This window comes from Nonomuraea phyllanthi (assembly GCF_006334985.2).
Classification (GTDB): Bacteria; Actinomycetota; Actinomycetes; order Streptosporangiales; family Streptosporangiaceae; genus Nonomuraea; species Nonomuraea phyllanthi.
The window spans coordinates 406772-424885 of record NZ_VDLX02000008.1; the positions used below are offsets into that span (position 1 = coordinate 406772).

General features: G+C 71.0%; 15 protein-coding genes and 1 pseudogene. 6 read left to right on the forward strand and 10 right to left on the reverse strand.

From position 1 onward, the window contains the following. Positions 1–163 precede the first annotated feature (163 nt). Entirely contained in the window at positions 164–397 is a 234-nt protein-coding gene (locus FH608_RS23530) for a hypothetical protein (RefSeq protein ID WP_139632712.1), read from the forward strand. Positions 398–404: 7 nt separating this feature from the next. Here the strand turns inward: FH608_RS23530 and FH608_RS52905 are convergent. The 6 genes and pseudogenes from FH608_RS52905 to FH608_RS23560 form a co-directional block, all read right to left on the reverse strand. Next, positions 405–841: pseudogene (locus FH608_RS52905) on the reverse strand (Uma2 family endonuclease). Between the two features lie 149 nt (positions 842–990). After that, entirely contained in the window at positions 991–2280 is a 1290-nt protein-coding gene (locus FH608_RS23540; protein ID WP_139632713.1) for an MFS transporter, read from the reverse strand. A 147-nt stretch (positions 2281–2427) separates the two neighbouring features. Then, a complete protein-coding gene (locus tag FH608_RS23545; protein WP_226899811.1) occupies positions 2428–2781 on the reverse strand; it encodes a nuclear transport factor 2 family protein in 354 nt (117 codons plus the stop codon). Positions 2782–2799: 18 nt separating this feature from the next. Then, on the reverse strand, positions 2800–3210 hold the full coding sequence (locus FH608_RS23550; RefSeq protein ID WP_139632715.1) for a hypothetical protein: 411 nt from the start codon (positions 3208–3210) through the stop codon (positions 2800–2802). Positions 3211–3419: 209 nt separating this feature from the next. Continuing rightward, positions 3420–5081, reverse strand: a complete 1662-nt coding sequence (locus FH608_RS23555; protein WP_139632716.1) for a class I adenylate-forming enzyme family protein — start codon at positions 5079–5081, stop codon at positions 3420–3422. Positions 5082–5166: 85 nt separating this feature from the next. Then, positions 5167–5616 (reverse strand): cupin domain-containing protein, encoded by a 450-nt coding sequence (locus FH608_RS23560; RefSeq protein WP_226899812.1) that lies wholly within the window; start codon positions 5614–5616, stop codon positions 5167–5169. A 286-nt stretch (positions 5617–5902) separates the two neighbouring features. Here FH608_RS23560 and FH608_RS23565 point away from each other — a divergent pair, with 286 nt between their 5' ends. Further along, positions 5903–7576, forward strand: a complete 1674-nt coding sequence (locus FH608_RS23565; protein WP_139632718.1) for an endo-1,4-beta-xylanase — start codon at positions 5903–5905, stop codon at positions 7574–7576. Positions 7577–7621: 45 nt separating this feature from the next. Here FH608_RS23565 and FH608_RS23570 read toward each other — a convergent pair whose 3' ends face one another. The 3 genes from FH608_RS23570 to FH608_RS23580 are packed head-to-tail and all read right to left on the reverse strand — an operon-like array spanning position 7622 to position 10706. Continuing rightward, positions 7622–8443 (reverse strand): carbohydrate ABC transporter permease, encoded by an 822-nt coding sequence (locus FH608_RS23570; RefSeq protein WP_139632719.1) that lies wholly within the window; start codon positions 8441–8443, stop codon positions 7622–7624. Continuing rightward, entirely contained in the window at positions 8440–9354 is a 915-nt protein-coding gene (locus tag FH608_RS23575) for a carbohydrate ABC transporter permease (RefSeq protein WP_139632720.1), read from the reverse strand. Before FH608_RS23575 ends, FH608_RS23570 begins: the two co-directional genes overlap by 4 nt. Beyond that, positions 9351–10706 carry an extracellular solute-binding protein gene (locus FH608_RS23580; protein ID WP_139632721.1) on the reverse strand — a complete coding sequence of 452 codons (1356 nt, stop codon included), beginning with the start codon at positions 10704–10706 and terminating at the stop codon, positions 9351–9353. The genes FH608_RS23575 and FH608_RS23580 overlap by 4 nt, the downstream gene beginning before the upstream one ends. A gap of 87 nt (positions 10707–10793) precedes the next feature. Here FH608_RS23580 and FH608_RS23585 point away from each other — a divergent pair, with 87 nt between their 5' ends. Further along, the gene (locus FH608_RS23585) at positions 10794–11948 is read left to right on the forward strand and encodes an ROK family transcriptional regulator (RefSeq protein WP_139632722.1); all 1155 of its coding nucleotides are present in this window, start codon (positions 10794–10796) and stop codon (positions 11946–11948) included. A 33-nt stretch (positions 11949–11981) separates the two neighbouring features. Here the strand turns inward: FH608_RS23585 and FH608_RS23590 are convergent, their stop codons facing one another. Next, positions 11982–14963, reverse strand: coding sequence for an alpha-mannosidase (locus FH608_RS23590; RefSeq protein ID WP_139632723.1), 2982 nt, complete (start codon positions 14961–14963; stop codon positions 11982–11984). Between the two features lie 130 nt (positions 14964–15093). Here FH608_RS23590 and FH608_RS23595 point away from each other — a divergent pair, with 130 nt between their 5' ends. The 3 genes from FH608_RS23595 to FH608_RS23605 all read left to right on the forward strand — a co-directional run bounded on the left by FH608_RS23595 (position 15094) and on the right by FH608_RS23605 (position 18033). Then, a complete protein-coding gene (locus FH608_RS23595; RefSeq protein WP_139632724.1) occupies positions 15094–15651 on the forward strand; it encodes a dienelactone hydrolase family protein in 558 nt (185 codons plus the stop codon). Positions 15652–15875: 224 nt separating this feature from the next. Then, on the forward strand, positions 15876–16925 hold the full coding sequence (locus FH608_RS23600; RefSeq protein ID WP_139632725.1) for a ThiF family adenylyltransferase: 1050 nt from the start codon (positions 15876–15878) through the stop codon (positions 16923–16925). Positions 16926–16947: 22 nt separating this feature from the next. After that, the gene (locus tag FH608_RS23605) at positions 16948–18033 is read left to right on the forward strand and encodes a PqqD family protein (RefSeq protein ID WP_139632726.1); all 1086 of its coding nucleotides are present in this window, start codon (positions 16948–16950) and stop codon (positions 18031–18033) included. Positions 18034–18114: the final 81 nt, after the last annotated feature.

The following is an 18114-nucleotide window of genomic DNA, read 5'->3' on the forward strand; positions in this document are numbered from 1 at the left end:
CCAGCGGCGAAGGGCGGAGCCGAGGTGGGACACGGCGCACGGGTGGATGGCGGACCCAGGACGGTAGCTCTTCGACATCGTGTTCTCCTGCCATGGCCAGAGTGCGGCTGGGGCGCCGCGGCTACGCGGGAGGTGAGCGATGCGAAGGGAAGGATGCGGTCGCATGAGGCAGTTGCTGGTGTTCGCCGAGCGGGATGACGCCGAGGAGGTCGCGGAGACCCTCGGGGAGTGGTTCCCATCACTCGGGGTGCCACGGGTGGTGCGGGAGACGCTGGCCGGGGAGGACGACGCCGAGGACGCCCAGTGGCTGGTCGTCGTCGAGGGGCTTGACGAGGGCGCGCTGGCCAGGGTGGACGAGCTCGCGGAGCGGTACGAAGGGTGGCGCGAGGCGGGCTGAGCGGACCTTAGAGGTCGTCGATCCCGGCGAAATCGACGTCAAGATCGAAAGGAACGGGTCAGCTTCACGCTCGTGTGGTGGACGCCGGTGATCACGTAGGTGTTGGTGGCGGGATCGAGCTCGTATACATAGACGACCGGGTCGCCCGAAACCTTCTCGATGCGCCAGAAGTGCGGAATCGCTGCTTCGGCGTAGGGTTGCGGTTTGCGGAGGCGGTCGCGCTCCTATCTCGCGTCGCACCTTGAAGTCTTTCGGGGCGGCTCGGCGCAGGGCGACGACGAGGATGTCGACGACGTGCGCATGGAAGGAAGCCCGTGGACTCACGAAGACCAAGCTTCCATCGATCAACTCTGTGTGCGCAGGCAGATCCGGAATGTGATCGAGATCTTCGGCGGTGAAGCCTCCGGGCGGCGGGAAGACCCAGTCGGGCAGCGAGGGATTCATGATCGCGATCACCGCTTCGGCAGTCATGATTCAACGCTACCAATGTCATGTGCTCACGCCAGGTGAATGCGTGCATACACAGGATGAGTGCTCGTCGGGCGCGAACGCCGTTCCGCGCGGGGATGGCGCCGCGCCCGAGGGCCGGTGGGTCAGGCGGGGGTGGCCTGCCTGCGGGCCTTCTCGGCCAGGGCGAACTCGTCGGTCCGGGCGTCGTACCTGCGGAATTTCGGCAGCGCGGCGGCCAGGCCGAGCACGGCGGCCACGCACAGCAGGCCGCCCGCCCCGAGGGAGAAGCGGGTGCCGCCGACGCCGGCCATCAGGCTGGCCCGGGCGTTGCCCAGCATCGGGCCGGAGGCGTAGGAGAGCAGCTCGATCCCGGCCAGGCGGCCGCGCAGCTCCCGCGGGATCGTCTGGTTCCACATGGTGCTGCGGAAGATGCCGCTGACCATGTCGGCCGCGCCGGCGAGCGCGATGCAGAACACCAGCACCCACACGTTCGGGGCCAGGGCGGACAGCGCCACCGCCGCGCCCCACAGGGCCGCCGCGACGATCACCCCGAGGCCCTGGCGCTGCACGCGGGCGGTCCAGGCGCCGGTGATCGAGGCGATCAGCGCGCCCACCGCCCCGGCCGAGTACAGCAGCCCCAGCGCCTCCGGCGCGCGCAGCTCGTCGGCCAGGAACGGGAACAGCGACGTGGCCATGGCGAAGACCATGGCCGCGATGTCCACCAGGTAGGTGCCCATCAGGTCGGGCCGGCCCACCGCGTACCGCATGCCCTCGACCAGCGACTTCAGTGACGCGGGGGCGGCGTCCTCGGCCGGCGGCAGCGACCTGATGCGCCACAGCAGGACCAGCGAGAGGACGAAGCTCAGCGTGTCGAGGCCGTAGGCCGCCGCCGGGCTGTACGCCGTGACCAGCAGGCCGCCCAGGGCCGGGGCCACGATGGCGCCGAAGTTCCAGCGCAGGCTCGACAGCACCGCCGCCGCGGCCTGCTGCTCGTGCTTGACGACCTGCTGGAACACGGCCTCCAGGCTGGGGCGCTGCAGGCAGGAGATGCCCGTGGAGACGGCGCCCATCACGTACAGGACCCAGATCTGGGGGCTCGGGAGCAGCGCGTTGACCGTGAGGGCGGCGGTGGTGACCAGGAGACCCAGCTCGCTGATGAGGATGATCTTGCGCCGGTCGAGCGCGTCGGCGATCGCGCCGCCCCACAGCCCGCACACCACCATCGGCACGAACTCCGCCAGGCTCACCAGGCCGACCGCCAGGTAGGAGTCCGTCAGCTCCTTCATCTGGTAGGGGACGGCCACCATGGTGATCATCGTGCCGAACATCGTGATGACGCCCGAGGCGAACAGCAGCCGGTAGTCGCGGGAGTCGCGCAGGGGGCTCAGGTCTATCGAGAAGTGGCGCAGGAGGCGCTTGGTTCCGGTCGGCACGAGCGTTCATTGTCCGAGTTCGGAGGGGCTTCGGGCAAATTGTTTTCGCACGTCGGCGATCACGTACGCCGAGGCGCGGGGGCCGGCCGGTTCGCGCGGAAGCGGCCCCCGGCGAGGTGGCCGGGGACCGCTGGGCGTGAGGAGGGGTCAGGCGGTGGGCACCTTGTCGAGGAAGCCGAGGACCGAGCGGATCCGCCCGTCCTCCGCCAGTTCCACCACGTCGAACCCGACCACCACCGGCTCCGCGCCCTCCTGGCCGAGGTGCCAGGTGAAGCGGGCGATGTGGTGGTGGGCGTCGTACAGCTCGCCCGGGGTGAACACCATGCCGGGGAACATGCCCCGCGCGCCCTCGATCACCGCGGCGATCGCGGCGTGGCCGCTCACGTCGGCCAGCGGGTCGGTGTAGGTGCCGTCCTCGGTCCACAGCTCGGCCACGGCCTTGGCGCGGGCCTCGGGGTCGGTCTCGTTCCAGGCGGCGAGGTAACGGTCAAGGAGGTTCATCATCGTTTCCCTTCGGGGTCAGTTGGTACGGGTCCTGCGCAGGCCGGTGATCTGGAGCTCGGCGAACACGCCGACCACCAGGGCCTGGGCGATGGTCCAGATCGCGCCGGCGGTGGTCAGATCCGCGGCGCCGGTCACGACGGCGACCACGCTGCCGAGCGTCCAGATGACGTTCAGCGCGATGACCGCCCTGGTGGCGGCCGGGCTGATCGTGCGGCGGGCGGCGAGGAGGCCGACCGCGACGCCGTACGCCAGCAGGAAGGCGCCGATGCCGCGCAGCGGGCCCGCGCCGGGGCCGAGCAGGTCGCTCACGGGGGCGGCGAAGGCGAGGTAGGCCAGCCCGTTGACGCCGGTGACGACGGCGTCGGCGGCCAGCGCGAGGCGCAGGAACCTCGTCCGGTCGGCGGTGACGGTCAAGGCGTTGGTCATGTCCCTGGCTCCCTTACGGCGGCGTGTTTCGCGACACCTGAAAGATGTCAGCCGGCACGTAGGGGGCGCGATTACCCGCGACGTAAGGGAGCGCGGCCATGGCTCGCTCGACCTGGGGAAACGCAATGAGTTGTGACGGTGGTCACGCCCCGGCCCAGGATGGCGAAAGGCCCCCGCCCACCTTCCGAGCGGGGGGGCCTCGCGAGAGGTCAGGCGCCGAGGATCTCCCTGCGCAGGTGGGTCTTGAGGATCTTGCCGCCGGGGTTGCGGGGCAGCTCGTCCTCGCGGAACCAGAAGTGAACGGGGATCTTGAACTTGGCGATCCGGTCGCCGAGGAACGACGTCAGGTCCTCCGTGGCGAGCGAGGCGCCAGGCACGAGCCGGATGACCGCGCCGACCTCCTCCCCGAGCTCCTCGTGCGGCACGCCGATCACCGCGGCGTCGTCCACCGCCGGGTGGTCGAACAGCGCCGCCTCCACCTCGGCGCAGTAGACGTTCTCCCCGCCCCTGATCACCATGTCCTTGGCCCGGTCCACGATGTAGACGAAGCCGTCGTCGTCGAGCCTGGCCAGGTCGCCGGTGTGCAGCCAGCCGTCCACGAAGGTCTGGGCCGTCGCCTCCGGCTTGTTCCAGTAGCCCATGATGACGTTGGGGCCGCGCAGGCACAGCTCGCCCACCTCGCCCGCCGGAAGCTCGGCGCCCGCCGGGTCCACCACGCGCACGTCCACCACGGGCACGGGCCGGCCGATGCTGTCGGGCCTGGCGTGGTAGTCGGCGCCGCCGTTGCCGATGGCCAGGGCGGTCGTCTCGGTCATGCCGTAGCCGTTGGAGGGCGCGCGGTTGGGCAGGTTGCGGGTGATGCGCTCCAGGAGCTTGGGCGGGGCGGGCGCGCCGCCGTAGCCGAGGCTCGACAGCGACGACAGGTCGTGCTTGCCGAAGTCGGGGTGGGACATGAGCTGCCAGGCGTTCGTGGGCACGCCGATCATGCCGGTCACGCGCTCCCGCTCGATGAGGCGCAGCGCCTGCCCGGCGTCCCACTTGTACATGAGCACCAGGCCGCCGCCGCCGAACATGGAGGTGGTCAGGGCCGAGAAGCAGCCGGTGACGTGGAACAGGGGCACGGTCAGGAGCGTGACCCTGCGGACGCCGGCCCCGGCGGCGGCGTCCTTGCCGGCCAGGGCCATCGCGCGCACGAAGCCGTAGCTGACGGTCATGGGCGACTGGCCGAGGTTGCGGTGGCTGCCCAGCGCGCCCTTGGGGCTGCCGGTCGTGCCGGAGGTGTAGAAGATCGTGGCCGGGTCCTCCGGCCGGAGCTCCACGTCGGGCAGCCGGACGTCGGCCGCGATCTCGCCCATGACCTCGTCGAACGCGCGGGCGCCGTCCGGGACCTCGCCCCGGGCGACGATCAGCGGGACGCCCGTCGAGGCGAGCCGGGCGGCGCGCTCGCCGTCGGCGATCAGCACCTTGGCGCCGGAGTCGCTCACGCCGTAGCCCAGCTCGGCCTCCGTCCACCACGCGTTGAGCGGTACGGCGACCGCTCCCGCCGCCAGCGCGGCCGACAGCGAGATCACCCATTCCGGGTAGTTGCGCATGGCCACGCCCACCCGGTCTCCCTTGCGCACGCCGTACTCGTCGACCAGCCGGCGGGCCAGGGTGGCGGCGCGGCGGAAATGGTCCTCGAACGTGATGTGCTCGTCCTCGTACGCGAGGAAGACCTGCTCGCCGTGGCTCCTGCTCAGCTCCAGCAGCGCCCGGAAGTGAGCCGGCGCGTGTTTCCAGGTGCGGATCCCGGTGTCGCCGATCTCTTCCATCTCGAACGGCTGGCCGGGTCCAGTGAGCTGGGCCTGAACCTGGGCGTGCGTAGGGGACATGCGCAGAACTCCCGGCTGGACGATTATTCTGGTGAATTCACGATACCGACCGGTAGGTACGTCGCGCTAGGGCGGCGGGAACGGCTCAGCCGAGGCCGATGGGTGACAGCTGCTGGATGTCGTACCGGGCCCGCAGGTCGATCACCGCGGCCTGGTCGGGCGGCCCCGGGCGGGACAGCAGCTCGCCCAGCTCCCGAAGGTAGTGCTCGTGGCCCGCGGGGGTGACGACGAAGAGCATCCTGGTCGGCGTGGTGCCGGGGTTGGAGAAAGCGTGAGGACAGCCGGCCGGCACGTACATGAGGCTGCCGGGGCCGCCGCGCACCACTCTGGCGCCGCTCTCCGACTCCCAGCTCTGCCACGGCCCCTCGCTGATCGTGCGCGGCTGGAACGCGAGCAGGTCCAGCTCGCCGTCGAGGACGTAGAACAGCTCCTCGGCGTGATGGTGGAAGTGGGCTCCCACGTCGAAGCCCGGCGCGATGGTGTTCTCGAACACCGACCAGGTCTTCGACTGCTCCGCCCCCACCTTGAGCGTCATGCCCATGGATCCGAGTGACTGGCCGGAGCCGGGGGATAATACGAGCCCGTCCGTCATGGGTCTGCCCTTTCTCTGAGGGATTCCCCACCAATCTTCACCCGTGGCGTCCGGCGGACAAGGCCCATGAAAGTTTCATGTGGGATCCGATAGTTTCCGGTCTCCAACTGCTGGTTTAGCGACCGTGCGATCTGCCCATTGACCGTGCTCTCGCATGTCAATACCGTCTGCGATGCGATCCAACGGGGTCGAAAGCTTTCGGAATCGAGTGCCTGCCCTCCGGAGGTAGATGTCCGTGCATTCGTCGTTACTCCTCAGAGCCCTCACCGTCGCGGGGGTGCTCGCCGCCTTCCTCCTGCCCACCACCTCGGCCGACGCCTCCGCGCCCCTGCGCACGCACGCGGCGGCCCGCGGCAAGTTCATCGGCGCGGCGCTCGCCACCAGCCCGCTCTCCAACGAGAACTCCTACCGCACCATCGCCGCCACCGAGTTCAACCAGGTCACCGCCGAGAACGCGATGAAGTGGGACTCGACCGAGCCCAGCCAGGGCCAGTTCAACTTCTCCGGCGCCGACGCCATCGTCAACTTCGCCACCCAGAACGACATGCAGGTGCACGGCCACACGCTCGTCTGGCACAACCAGACCCCGGGCTGGGTGCAGAACCTCGGCGCCAGCGCCATGCGCACCGCCATGCAGAACCACATCAGCCAGGTCGTCGGCCGCTACGCGGACAACCCGGCCGTGGTCTCCTGGGACGTGGTGAACGAGGCCTTCGAGGACAACGGCAACTACCGGACCTCGTTCTGGTACAACACGCTCGGCCAGGGCTACATCGCCGACGCCTTCCGCGCCGCCCGCGCCGCCGACCCCGACGCGCGCCTGTGCATCAACGACTACAACACCGAGGGGATCAACGCCAAGAGCACGGCGATCTACAACCTCGTCTCGTCGCTGCGCCAGCAGGGCGTGCCGGTCGACTGCGTGGGCTTCCAGACGCACCTCGCCATCCAGTACGGCTTCCCGAACGACTTCCAGCAGAACCTCGAGCGCTTCGCCGCGCTCGGCGTCCAGGTGCGCATCACCGAGCTGGACGTGCGCATGCAGATGCCCAGGAGCTCCTCCAAGGACGCCACCCAGGCCACGTACTACCGCAACGTCGTCAACGCCTGTATGGCCGTGACCGCCTGCGCTGGCGTGACGATCTGGGGCTTCACCGACAAGTACTCCTGGGTGCCCGACACGTTCTCCGGCCAGGGCGCGGCCCTGATCTACGACGAGAACTACCAGCAGAAGCCCTCCTACACCGCCGTGCACGACGCGCTGGCCGGCGGCTCCAGCAGCGACACCACCCCGCCGAGCACGCCGGGCACGCCCTCGGCGAGCAACGTCACCTCGAACTCGGCCCAGCTCAGCTGGACCGCCTCCACCGACACCGGCGGCAGCGGCCTGGCGGGCTACAACGTCTACCGCGAGCAGGGCTCGAACGACCAGCTGCTCGGGCAGTCCAGCACCAACTCGATCACGCTGACCGGGCTGAGCGCCTCGACGCAGTACCAGGTGTACGTCCGGGCGCGTGACGGCGCCGGCAACCTGTCGTCGAACTCCTCGACCGGCTCCTTCACCACGACGGAAGGCGACGGCGGCCCCGGCCCCGGCGGCACCTGCACGGCCACCCCCACGGTGCAGACCCAGTGGAACGGCGGGTACGTCGTGCAGCCCGTCACCGTCACCAACACCGGCAGTTCGGGCATCACCGGCTGGACCGTCACCTTCACCCTGCCCAGCGGGCACACGCTGGTCGGCTCGTGGAACGCGGCCGTCACCGTCAGCGGGCAGACCGTCACCGCCAAGAACGCCGCCTACAACGGCACCCTGGCGCCGAACGCGAGCACCTCGTTCGGCTTCCAGGTCAGCCGGCCCAACGGCAACACGCAGACGCCTTCCGGCTACACCTGCGCCTGACCCCGGCCTCCTCCCCCCCGGCGGGCGCCCGCCGGGGGGAGGAGCTCAGCCCTTCACCGAGCCGGCGAAGCTGAACGAGCCGGCCAGGTACTTGTTGACCGCCACGTAGAGCACGACGGCCGGCGCGGTGTAGAGGATCGAGAACGCGGCCAGCTGCCCGTAGGCGACCTGCCCGTACTGCGAGAAGAACGTGTAGACGGTGACCGCCGCCGGCTGCTTCTCCGGGGTGTCCAGCAGGACGAACGGGGCGAAGAAGTTCCCCCACTGGCCGACGAACACGAAGATGGCCACCACCGCGACGCCGGGGGCCATCAGCGGCCCCACCACCGCGGTCAGCGACCGCAGCCACCCCGCGCCGTCCACCCAGGCGGCCTCCTCCAGGCTCACCGGCACCCCGTCCATGAAGTTCTTCATCATCCAGATCGAGAACGGCAGCGAGCTCGCCGTCAGGAACAGCACCATGGCCGGCACGGAGCCGTACAGGTTGAAGCGGAAGAACATCGCGTAAACCGGGACGAGGATGGCCGTGACCGGCAGGCCCGTGGTGAACAGCAGGGTCAGCATGAAGTGGCGGCGGTAGCGCAGCTGGTAGCGCGAGAGCGGGTAGGCCGCCAGCCCGGCCACCAGGACCGTCAGCACGGCGGTCGCGCCCGAGATGACGACCGAGTTGATCAGCGGCAGGATGATCGTCTCCCAGGTCAGCACCGCCTTGAAGTTGTCCAGCGAGAAGCTGAGCGTGGGCTGGGCGGCCAGGGTCGCCTCCGGCTGGAACGAGGCGATCAGCACCCACAGGAACGGGCCGAGGAAGGCGAGCGTGATGACCGCGAGCGCCAGCAGCGCCGCCCCCCGGGCGGCCGGCCTCGTCATGCCTCCTCCACCTTGATCAGCCGCAGGTAGACCAGCGAGAACAGCGCGCCGATCACCAGCAGCACCAGCGCGATCGCCGAGCCGTAGCCGATCTCGAAGTAGCGGAACGCCTGCTCGTACATGTAGAGCGGCGTCGTCTGGCTGGCCGTGCCGGGGCCGCCGCCGGTCAGCGCGTAGATGAGCCCGAAGCTCGCCAGGGTCTGCAGCGTGATCAGCATGAGGTTGGCCATGATCGAGCGGCGGATCAGCGGGAGCGTGATGTGCAGCAGCCGGCGGCCGGGACCCGCGCCGTCGACCGCGGCCGACTCCAGCAGGTCGGCGGGCACCTCCGAGAGGGCGGCCGAGTAGACGAGCATCGAGAAGGCCGTGCCGCGCCAGATGTTGGCCAGGATGACCGCCAGCATGGGCGCCGTGTAGAGCCACTCCTGCGAGATGCCGAGCACCGTGTTGAGCGTGCCCTCCTCGGCCAGGAACGAGAACCAGCAGGCCGCGGCCACGACCTCCGGCACGACCCAGGCGGCGATCACCACGCCGTTGACCACGCCGCGCGTCACCCGGCCGCGCCCGCGCTGGAGCAGCGCGATGACCAGGCCCAGGGTGTTCTGGCCGATGACCGCCGAGCCGATCACGAAGACGAACGTCAGCAGGAACGAGTTCAGGAAATTGGGGTCACCGAAGAGCTTGACGAAGTTGGCCAGGCCGACGAACCGCGAGTCGACCGAGGCCGAGCCCGTCAGCGCCTCGTTGGTGAACGCGATGTAGACGCTCCACAGGATCGGCCCCGCCAGGAAGAGGACCAGCAGGACGAGGGCCGGTCCGAGCGGCAGCAGCCAGCGCAGCACCCCCCGCCGTGCCGAGCCGCGCACCGGCGGGCTCGTCACGGGCGGGTGCGGCGCGGCGGTGACCGTCATGGGGCGAGCACCTTGTCGGCGCCCCCGACGGCTCCGGGCAGCGCCTCGGCGTAGGCCGCCGCGGCCTCCTCAGGGCTGCGCGAGCCGGTCGTGACCGCCTCCATGGCCTCCTGGATCTGGGCCGACACCTTCGGGTACGCCTCGAAGGCCGGCCGGTAGTGGGTCACGGAGGCCAGGTCGGTGAAGAACTTGACGCTCGGATTGTCGGCGCTGTACTTCGGGTCGGCGGCCACGTCCTTGCGGGGGGCCAGGTCACCCGTGCCCACGGAGTACGTCATCGAGTTCTGCTTGTTCGTGGCCACGGTGATGAAGTCGAACGCCTCCTGCTTGTTCTTCGTGAAGGCGCTCATCGCCATGACCCAGCCGCCCGACATGCTGACCGCGCCGGGGGCCTCGCCGTTCTGCGTCGGCATGGCCGTCCAGCCCATCTTGTCCTGCCACTGCGGCCACGGCTTGGTGCTGGTCGGCTTCCACGCCGCCGCCGTCCACGCGCCGTCGAGCGCGATGCCGAGCTTGGCGTCGGGGAACCACTCGAAGTTGTTCTTGTCGGACAGCTTGGCGTTGTGGGCGTCGGCCTGCTTGGGGCCCAGCTCCTCGCGGTAGATGGTGTTGATGAACGCCAGCGCGTCGGTGAACTGCTTGCCGCCCGCCACCCACTTCTTCTGCGTCTCGTCGTAGAGGGTGCCGCCGGGCGTGCCGTACAGGAGCATCTCGAAGCCCTGCATGGTCGACGCCTCGCCGTGGATCTTCGTGGAGTACATGCTGAAGGGCACCACGCCGGGCAGCTTCTGCTTGATCGTACGGGCCGCCGTCAGCACGTCGTTCCACGTCTTCGGCTCCCACGGGACCGGCAGGCCGGCCTTGGCGAAGACGTCCTTCTGGTACCACAGGCCGCGCGTGTCCGTGCTGATCGGCACGCCGTAGATCTTGCCGTCGGGGCCCTTGGCGGCCTGCTTGACCGAGTCGGGGAACTGGGCGGTCCAGTCGGGCCACTTCGCCAGGTAGTCGTCGAGCGGGGCCAGCTTGCCGGCCGCGACGTCCGCGTTGACCTGGAACGTGTCGTGGTAGTAGAGGTCGGGAGCCGAGTCGGGGGAGCGGTTGAGCAGCGCCAGTTTGGTGTAGTAGGCCTCGTTGTTGCCCTGGACGGGCGTGAGCTTGATCGTGACGCCGGGGTGGGCGGATTCGTACTGCTTCTTCGCGTCGCCGAGCATCTTCTCCAGATGCGGCCAGGTGGGCTCGACCTTGTAGAGCACCTCGAGTTCCTTGCCGCCGGAGGCGGGCTCTTCGGGGTCTGATCCGCATCCGGCGACGGCCGTCAGGAGGAGGAGGGAACCGGCCAGCGTACGTTTCATCACGGTCTCCCCGTGTTGGCTGGGCTTTGCGCAGAAGGTAAATCTTTTTGATTTACTAAGTCAACACTTTGTGGTGACATGTCTCACATGCGACTGGGCACGAATTTGCCCGAGGTGGGGAGCTACAACCGGGCCGTGGTGCTGGAGAGCATCCAGGCCTCCGACGGCATCAGCCGGGTCCAGATCGCCGCCCGCACCAGGCTCACCGCGCAGACGGTTTCCGTGATCGTGCGCCGGCTGCTGGAGGAGGGGCTCGTCGTCGAGGACGGGTCCGAGCCGTCGGGCGGCGGCAAGCCCCGCACGATCCTGCGCGTCGACCCGGCCGCCGGATACGCGGTCGGCGTGCACTTCGACCCCAAGGAGATCTCCTGCGTGCTGGCCGACCTCGCCGGACGGCCCGTCGCGCGGTCGCGCCTGCCCGTACGCGCCGGGCTGCGTCCCGAGTCGGTGGTCCGGCAGATGGCCAGGGCCGCGCGGCGCATCCTGCGCGAGGCGCGGGTGCCCGACGGCAAGGTGCTCGGGGTGGGGCTGGCCTGCCCGGGGCCGCTGGACGCGGACGGCGTGATGATCTCGCCGCCCCGGCTGCCCGGCTGGGACCAGGTGCCGATCAAGGCGCTGCTGTGCCGGCACGCCGGCTTCCCGGTGACCGTGGACAACGACGCCACCGCCGCGGCCATCGGCGAGCGGTGGGCCGGGACAGCGCGTGCCACGCCCAGCTTCGCCTACCTGTACCTGGGGACGGGCATCGGTGGCGGGATCTTCCTCGACGACCAGGTGTACCGGGGCCGGTCGCTGAACGCGGCCGAGTTCGGCCACATCACGGTCGAGCCCGACGGCCCGGAGTGCTACTGCGGCAACCGGGGCTGCGTGGAGGCGGTCTGCTGCCCGAGCGCCATCGAGGCGGCCACGGGGCTGCCCCACGCGGACGTCTGCGCCGCCGCCGCCCGGGGCGAGCCGGCGGCGCGGCGGGCGATCGAGCACGTGGCGGGGCGGCTGGCCGACGCCGCCGTGAGCGTGGTCAACATGCTCGACATCGACCTGCTCGTGCTCGGCGGGCCGGCGCTCGGCGCGGCCGGGGAGATCTACCGGGAGGTGATCGCGCGGGCCGTGGCGGACCGGCCGCTGGCCAGGCGGCTGCACGCGGTGCGGGTGGAGACCTCGCCGATCGCGGACGACGCCGCCGCGATCGGCGCGGCCTCCCTCGTCTTCCACGCCACGTACGCGCCCCGCCTGGGCGGCTAGCCCCTGCGGGACCTCCGCCCGGCCCGGCGGCGGTCAGGCCCGCTTCAGGCGCAGGGTGACCAGCTGGAACGGGCGCAGCGACACGGTCAGCGAGCCCTCGCCCGTCGGGCGCTCCAGCAGGTCGGTGGCCACCACCCCGGCGACGGGGAAGCCCGGCGTCAGCGTGGCGCGGGCCCGTCCGCCCCTGGACTCGTGGAAGCGCACGATCACGTCGCCGCTCCCGTCGTCGGCCAGCTTGACGGCCGTCACCACCACCGCGTCGTCGTCCACCGCGATCAGCGGCTCCACCCGCTCGGACGCGGCGCCGGTCACGCGCCGCTCGGGCAGGTTGACGAAGTAGCCCTCGCGCACCGCGTCGCCGATCGCCGCACCCGGCACGAGCGCGTGGCGGAAGCGGTGCACGCCCTGGTCGGTCTCGGGGTCGGGGAAGCGCGGGGCCCGCAGCAGGGAGGCGCGCACCGTCGTCGTGGTGCCCGACCCGGTGACCGTGCGGGTGACGTCGTGGCCGTAGGTCGAGTCGTTGACCAGCGCGACGCCCCAGCCGGGCTCCTCCACGTGCACGAAGCGGTGGTTGCACGCCTCGAACTTGGCCGCCTCCCAGCTCGTGTTGGTGTGCGTGGGGCGGAAGGCGTGGCCGTACTGGCTCTCGGAGGCGTACCGGTCGGCGTGCACGTCCAGCGGGAAGGCCAGCTTGAGGAACTTCTCCGTCTCGTGCCAGTCGACCTCCGTGTCGATGTCCAGCCGCCCGCCGGCCAGCGAGAGCGTCTGCGTGACCGAGGACGAGCCGAACGAGCGCCGCACGCGCACCGTGCCGCCGTCGAGGCGGACCTCGTCGGCCTCGACCAGGTCCGTGACCGTGTTGCGGTAGAAGCGGTCCACGTCCCAGGCGTCCCACTTGTTGGGGAAGTCGGGGTGGAGCTGCAGGAGGTTGGCGGCCTGACCGGGCGCCACGGCCTCGCGGCGCGCGGTCCGGTCGTAGGCCGAGACCACCAGCCCGCGGGCGTCGATCTCCACCCTGAGCAGGTCGTTCTCCAGCACGAAACCGCCGCCGTCGCGGGCGCTCGCCCGTCCCTCTCCCGCGCCGGAGCCGGCCCCGGCGCCGCCGCCCGGCACGCCACGGCGGGCGTGCGGCGCGCCGTTGAAGACCACCGTACGGTCGCCGTCGCCGGCCAGGGCGCGCTGGGCCGCGTCGATGATGCCGTTCAGCTCCTCGGCCACCCGCTCGTACGTCCTGCGCGCCTCCCGGTGCACCCACGCGATCGACGAGCCCGGCAGGATGTCGTGGAACTGGTGCAGCAGCACCGTCTTCCAGATCCGGTCCAGGTCCTCGTACGGGTACGGCGCCCCGGTGCGTACGGCCGCGGTCGCCGCCCACAGCTCGGCCTCGCGCAGCAGCGACTCGCTGCGCCGGTTGCCCTGCTTGGTCTTGGCCTGGCTGGTGAGGGTGGCGCGGTGCAGCTCCAGGTAGAGCTCGCCCACCCAGACCGGCGGGTCGGGGTACTCGGCCTCGGCCCTGGCGAAGAACGCCGCGGGCGGCTCCCAGGTGACGGCCGGCGAGCCCTCCAGGTCGCGGACCCTGGCCGCCTTGGCGACCACCTCGCGCGTGGTGCCGCCGCCCCCGTCGCCCCAGCCGGTCGGCGCGAGCGAGTGGCGCGCGACGCCCTTGTCCTTGAAGTTGCGCGCGGCGTGCGCCAGCTCCCGGCCGCTCATCGAGCAGTTGTAGGTGTCGACGGGCGGGAAGTGCGTGAAGATCCGCGTCCCGTCGATGCCCTCCCACAGGAACGTGTGGTGGGGGAACGTGTTCGTCTGGCTCCATGAGATCTTCTGCGTGAGCAGCCGCTTCGACCCGGCCGCCTTGATGATCTGCGGCAGCCCCGCCGCGAACCCGAACGTGTCCGGCAGCCAGACCTCCTCGTTGTCGATGCCGAACTCGTCGATGAAGAAGCGCTTGCCGTGCACGAACTGCCTGGCCATGGCCTCCGAGCCGGGCATGTTGGTGTCGGACTCCACCCACATGCCGCCCGTCGGGACGAACCTGCCGGAGGCCACCGCCTTGGTCACCTTCGCCCACACCTCGGGCCGGTGCTCCTTGATCCACGCCCACTGCTGCGCCTGCGACATCGCGAACACGAAGTCCGGCTCGTCCTCCAGCAGCGCGGTCATGTTCGAGGCGGTGCGGGCCACCTTGCGCACGGTCTCGCGCAGCGGCCACAGCCACGCCGAGTCGATGTGGGCGTGCCCGACCGCGCTGATCCGGTGGGCCGACGGCGCCGCGGGGGACGACATGACGCCGGTCAGCTCGGCCCGGGCGGCGGCGGCCGTGCCGCCCACGTCCTGCAGGTCGAGGGCGTCCAGCGCGCGCTCGACGGCCCGCAGCAGTTCCCAGCGCCGGGCGCCGTCGGCGGGCAGTTCCGCCATCAGCTCGCCCAGCACCTCCAGGTCCATCACGAGCTGCCACACGGTCTCGTCGAAGACGGCCAGGTCCATCCGGCCCAGCCGGTAGAGCGGCTCGGTGCCGGCCGTCTCCTTGTCGCCCAGGAGGGTGGGCTGGAAGGCCGGGCGGCCGAGGATCACCGGGTTGGAGGCGGCCTCGATGTGCAGGTGCACGCGCTCGCCGCCGGAGACGGGGGAGCCGACGCGTACCCACTGGTTGCGGGGGTTGAGGCCCTTCACCGGGGAGCCGTCGGGGCGGTAGACCAGCCCTTCGGACTGGAAGCCCGGCGAGTTCTCGTTGAAGCCCAGGTCGAGCAGGGCTTCGACGGTCCTGCCCGCCCACGCGGCCGGCACCGTGCCGGTGACCGTGAACCAGCTCGTGCCCCACGGCGCGCCCCATGCCGTCCCGGGCGCGATCGGCTCCGGGGTCGCCGCCAGCCCTTCCGCGACCGGTACGGGCTCTCCCGGCGCGTGCCAGACGGCCACCTCCAGCGGCACGGACTCGGGGTGGACGGCCGGGCGGACGCGCTCGTCCAGCACCCGCTTCAGTCGGGCCTCGACCAGGTTGCGGTCATCGTGCATGTCAGGCGGCTCCCATGTAGAGGCGGAAAAGGCGATTGAAAAGGTGATAAATCGCCCTGTAGCACGTTAAGCAATCGGGTCCCGCCGGGCAACGCTGGCCCACCCCGTGTCCCGGTGGTACACAGTCGTCATGGCAGAGATCGTCCTCTTGCACTCCGCACAGGGCCTGCGCCCGGGGGTCGGCGTGGCGGCGGAGGTTCTGCGCTCGGGCGGGCACGTCGTGCGGACGCCCGACTACTACGACGGCGAGATCTTCGCCGACGTCGCGTCCGGCCTGCGCAAGCGCGACGCGCTCGGCTTCGGGGAGATCGAGCGCCGCTTCCGCCGGATCGGCGAGGACGTGACGGGGCCCGTGGTGTTCGCCGGGTTCTCGCTGGGGGCGTACGGGGCGCAGTCGCTCGCCGCGACGCACCCGATGGCGCGGGGCGCGCTGCTCTTCCACGGCGGGGTCGCCCCGGAGGGGGAGTGGCCGCGAGGCGTCCCGGTGCAGGTGCATTACGCCGAGCACGACCCGTGGCTGGACGTGGAGGAGATCGACCGGCTCGCGGCGGCGGTGGGGCCGGGGTTCGAGCGGTTCGTCTATCCGGGGGAGCGGCACCTTTTCGCCGATCCCGGCCTGCCCGACTACGCGCCGGAGTCGGCGGCGCTCATGTGGAAGCGCGCGCTCGACTTTCTCACTCGGACATAACGCGATTTCCTTACATTGGGTCTCCCCTTTCTCGGGCGTTTTAATTTACTATCACATCGGCCAATCGAGATCGACGGAGGGATCGCACATGACGATCGAGATCAAGAAGGTCGAAGAAGTCGAGACGACGGGCAACAGCAACAGCTGCTGACCGTTCGCGCGGCCTCCTGCGGAGGCCCCCGCCCGCAGGAGGCCCGCCTCCGACCTGCCCTGGAGCGGCTTTCATGGCAAGGATTCAGGTGAATCCGGCTTTTCCTCTTTTCATTGACGAGACGCATGGGCGGGTCCGGCTCGGCGATTTCCCGCCGACCGGCCAAATACTGGACCCGGCCCCGCCGCCGCTGCGCCGCCTGATCCGGCTCTGCGCGCAGTCGCCCGTCGAGCAGCGCGAATTGCGCGAGCTCGTCGACGGTGTCGAACCCGCCGACGTCGACGCGGCGGTCGAGCAGCTCAGGGCCGCGCGGATCCTCGTCACCGACGCCGAACTGGAGGCGGTGACCGGCGACGCGAGGCTGTCCCGGCTCGGCCTGTGGCTGTCCATGTTCCATCCGGCGGAGCAGGCCGCCGCGGCCGTCGCCGGCCTGGCGGGCAGGCACGTCGCGGTGCTGGGCGCGGGAGCCATCGGCGGGCAGGTCGCGCTCCACCTCGCCACCTCCGGCGTGGGCCGGCTGACGATCCTGGACGACGACCGGGTGGAGCTCAGCAACCTGCACCGCCAGCACCTCTACTCCCCCCGAGACGTCGGCGAGCCCAAGACGGCCGCCGCCGCCCGCACCCTTCTCGACCACTGCCCCGACCTGGAGGTCAGGCAGGTCGAGCGGCGCATCACCGGCCCCGGCGACGTCGTCACCGACGCCGATCTCGTGGTCAACACCGTGGACACGCCGCAGCCGCACATCGGCCGGTGGGTCAACCGGGCCTGCGTCGAGGCCGGCACGCCGTTCGTCACCGGAGGCTTCAACCAGCACGTCGGCCTGCTCGGGCCGCTCGTCGTGCCCGGCAGGACCGGCTGCCTGGCCTGCCAGGAACGCGCGCTCGCCGAGCGCTACGGCTCCGCCACGCTGCCGGTCAGCGACAACCCCGGCCGCACGATCCCGTCGTTCGGGCCGCTGTGCGGGATCGTGTCGGGCGTGCTCGCCTCGGAGGTGATCCGCCACCTGACCGGCACCGGCGCGCCGGCGATCGAGGGGCGCGGCGTCTGGCTCGACCTGCTCACGCTCACCACCACCACCCGCGACTTCGACCGGCTGCCCGACTGCGAGGTCTGCGCGTGAGGGAACCGGCGGGGGAGCCTTCGTGGTCGCGGACGTGAGGACCGACCTGTCGTTCCTCAGCGTCGTCGCCGACGGGCCGGACGACTACGTGATCGGCAACGGCGAGACGTTCGTCAACGTGCCTGGGGTGGCGGCGGCCGTGATCGCGGCGCTCGACGGCACCAGGACGGCCGAGGAGGCCCGCGCCCGGGTCCTGGCCGAGCATGGCGTGGACGTGGACGTGGCCGAGTTCGTCACCGGCCTCGAAGGGGCGGGGCTGCTGAGCCGGCCGCGTCCCCGCCCGAACCTCTGGGACCGGATCCGGCCGGGCCACGTGGCCTGGCTCTTCTCCCGCCCCGCCCACGCCGCGCTGCTGCTGCTGACCGCCGCGGCCGTGGCCGCCGCGGTCGCCGAGCCGCGGGTCATGCCCGGACTGTCGTCGCTGGTGTGGTCCGACAGCCTCACCTTCACCGTCGCGTTCGCCGTGGGCTCGTGGATCCTCGTGCTGGTGCACGAGCTCGGCCACATCGCCGCCGCCCGGTCGCTGGGCGTCCGGGCGGAGCTGTCGCTCGGCACCCGGCTGCAGTTCCTGGTCGTGCAGACCAGGATCACCGGCATCTGGGGCGTCCCCAGGCGCGCCCGCTACCGCGCCCACCTGGCCGGCATGCGGGCCGACTGGTTCGTGGTCTGCGCGGGAACGTGCGTCCTGTACGCCGCCGACCTGCCCCTCGTGCGGCTGGCGGTGCTCATCTGCCTGTCGCAGATCGCCTGGCAGTTCCTGTTCTTCATGCGGACCGACGTCTACTACGCCTTCGCCAACGCCGCCGGGGACAAGAACCTGATGGCGGACGCGCAGGCGTACCTGCGGGCGGCGCTCGCCCGCCGGCCGGTCCCGGCCCGCCGCAGCGTCCGCGTCTACGCGTGGTTCCTGGTGGTGGGGCGGGTGCTCGGGCTGGGCTTCTTCGCCCTCTACACGGTGCCGATCACGGTGACGCTGGTACGGCGGGCCGTCGCCGAGCTGCCCGGCTGGCCGCCGGTGGCCGCGCTCGCCCTGCTCGCCGCCGGGTGGGCGGTCTACCTCGTCCTGCTCGGCCGCCGCCTGGTCACCTCGCTGCGGCGCGGCCGCTGAGGCGCGGCCGGCCCCCTGCGCCGGCGTGCTGGCGGATTCGCGACAAGTCGGGAAGTGGCCACATCAACCTCATGGACACCG

Bases quoted from the DNA above. Each gene is read 5' to 3' on its own strand.
- FH608_RS23530 (WP_139632712.1), top strand. From the start codon at position 164: ATGAGGCAGTTGCTGGTGTTCGCCGAGCGGGATGACGCCGAGGAGGTC.
- FH608_RS23545 (WP_226899811.1), bottom strand. From the start codon at position 2,781: ATGAACCTCCTTGACCGTTACCTCGCCGCCTGGAACGAGACCGACCCC.
- FH608_RS23550 (WP_139632715.1), bottom strand. From the start codon at position 3,210: ATGACCAACGCCTTGACCGTCACCGCCGACCGGACGAGGTTCCTGCGC.
- FH608_RS23555 (WP_139632716.1), bottom strand. From the start codon at position 5,081: ATGTCCCCTACGCACGCCCAGGTTCAGGCCCAGCTCACTGGACCCGGC.
- FH608_RS23560 (WP_226899812.1), bottom strand. From the start codon at position 5,616: ATGACGCTCAAGGTGGGGGCGGAGCAGTCGAAGACCTGGTCGGTGTTC.
- FH608_RS23565 (WP_139632718.1), top strand. From the start codon at position 5,903: ATGTCCGTGCATTCGTCGTTACTCCTCAGAGCCCTCACCGTCGCGGGG.
- FH608_RS23570 (WP_139632719.1), bottom strand. From the start codon at position 8,443: ATGACGAGGCCGGCCGCCCGGGGGGCGGCGCTGCTGGCGCTCGCGGTC.
- FH608_RS23575 (WP_139632720.1), bottom strand. From the start codon at position 9,354: ATGACGGTCACCGCCGCGCCGCACCCGCCCGTGACGAGCCCGCCGGTG.
- FH608_RS23580 (WP_139632721.1), bottom strand. From the start codon at position 10,706: ATGAAACGTACGCTGGCCGGTTCCCTCCTCCTCCTGACGGCCGTCGCC.
- FH608_RS23585 (WP_139632722.1), top strand. From the start codon at position 10,794: ATGCGACTGGGCACGAATTTGCCCGAGGTGGGGAGCTACAACCGGGCC.
- FH608_RS23590 (WP_139632723.1), bottom strand. From the start codon at position 14,963: ATGCACGATGACCGCAACCTGGTCGAGGCCCGACTGAAGCGGGTGCTG.
- FH608_RS23595 (WP_139632724.1), top strand. From the start codon at position 15,094: ATGGCAGAGATCGTCCTCTTGCACTCCGCACAGGGCCTGCGCCCGGGG.
- FH608_RS23600 (WP_139632725.1), top strand. From the start codon at position 15,876: ATGGCAAGGATTCAGGTGAATCCGGCTTTTCCTCTTTTCATTGACGAG.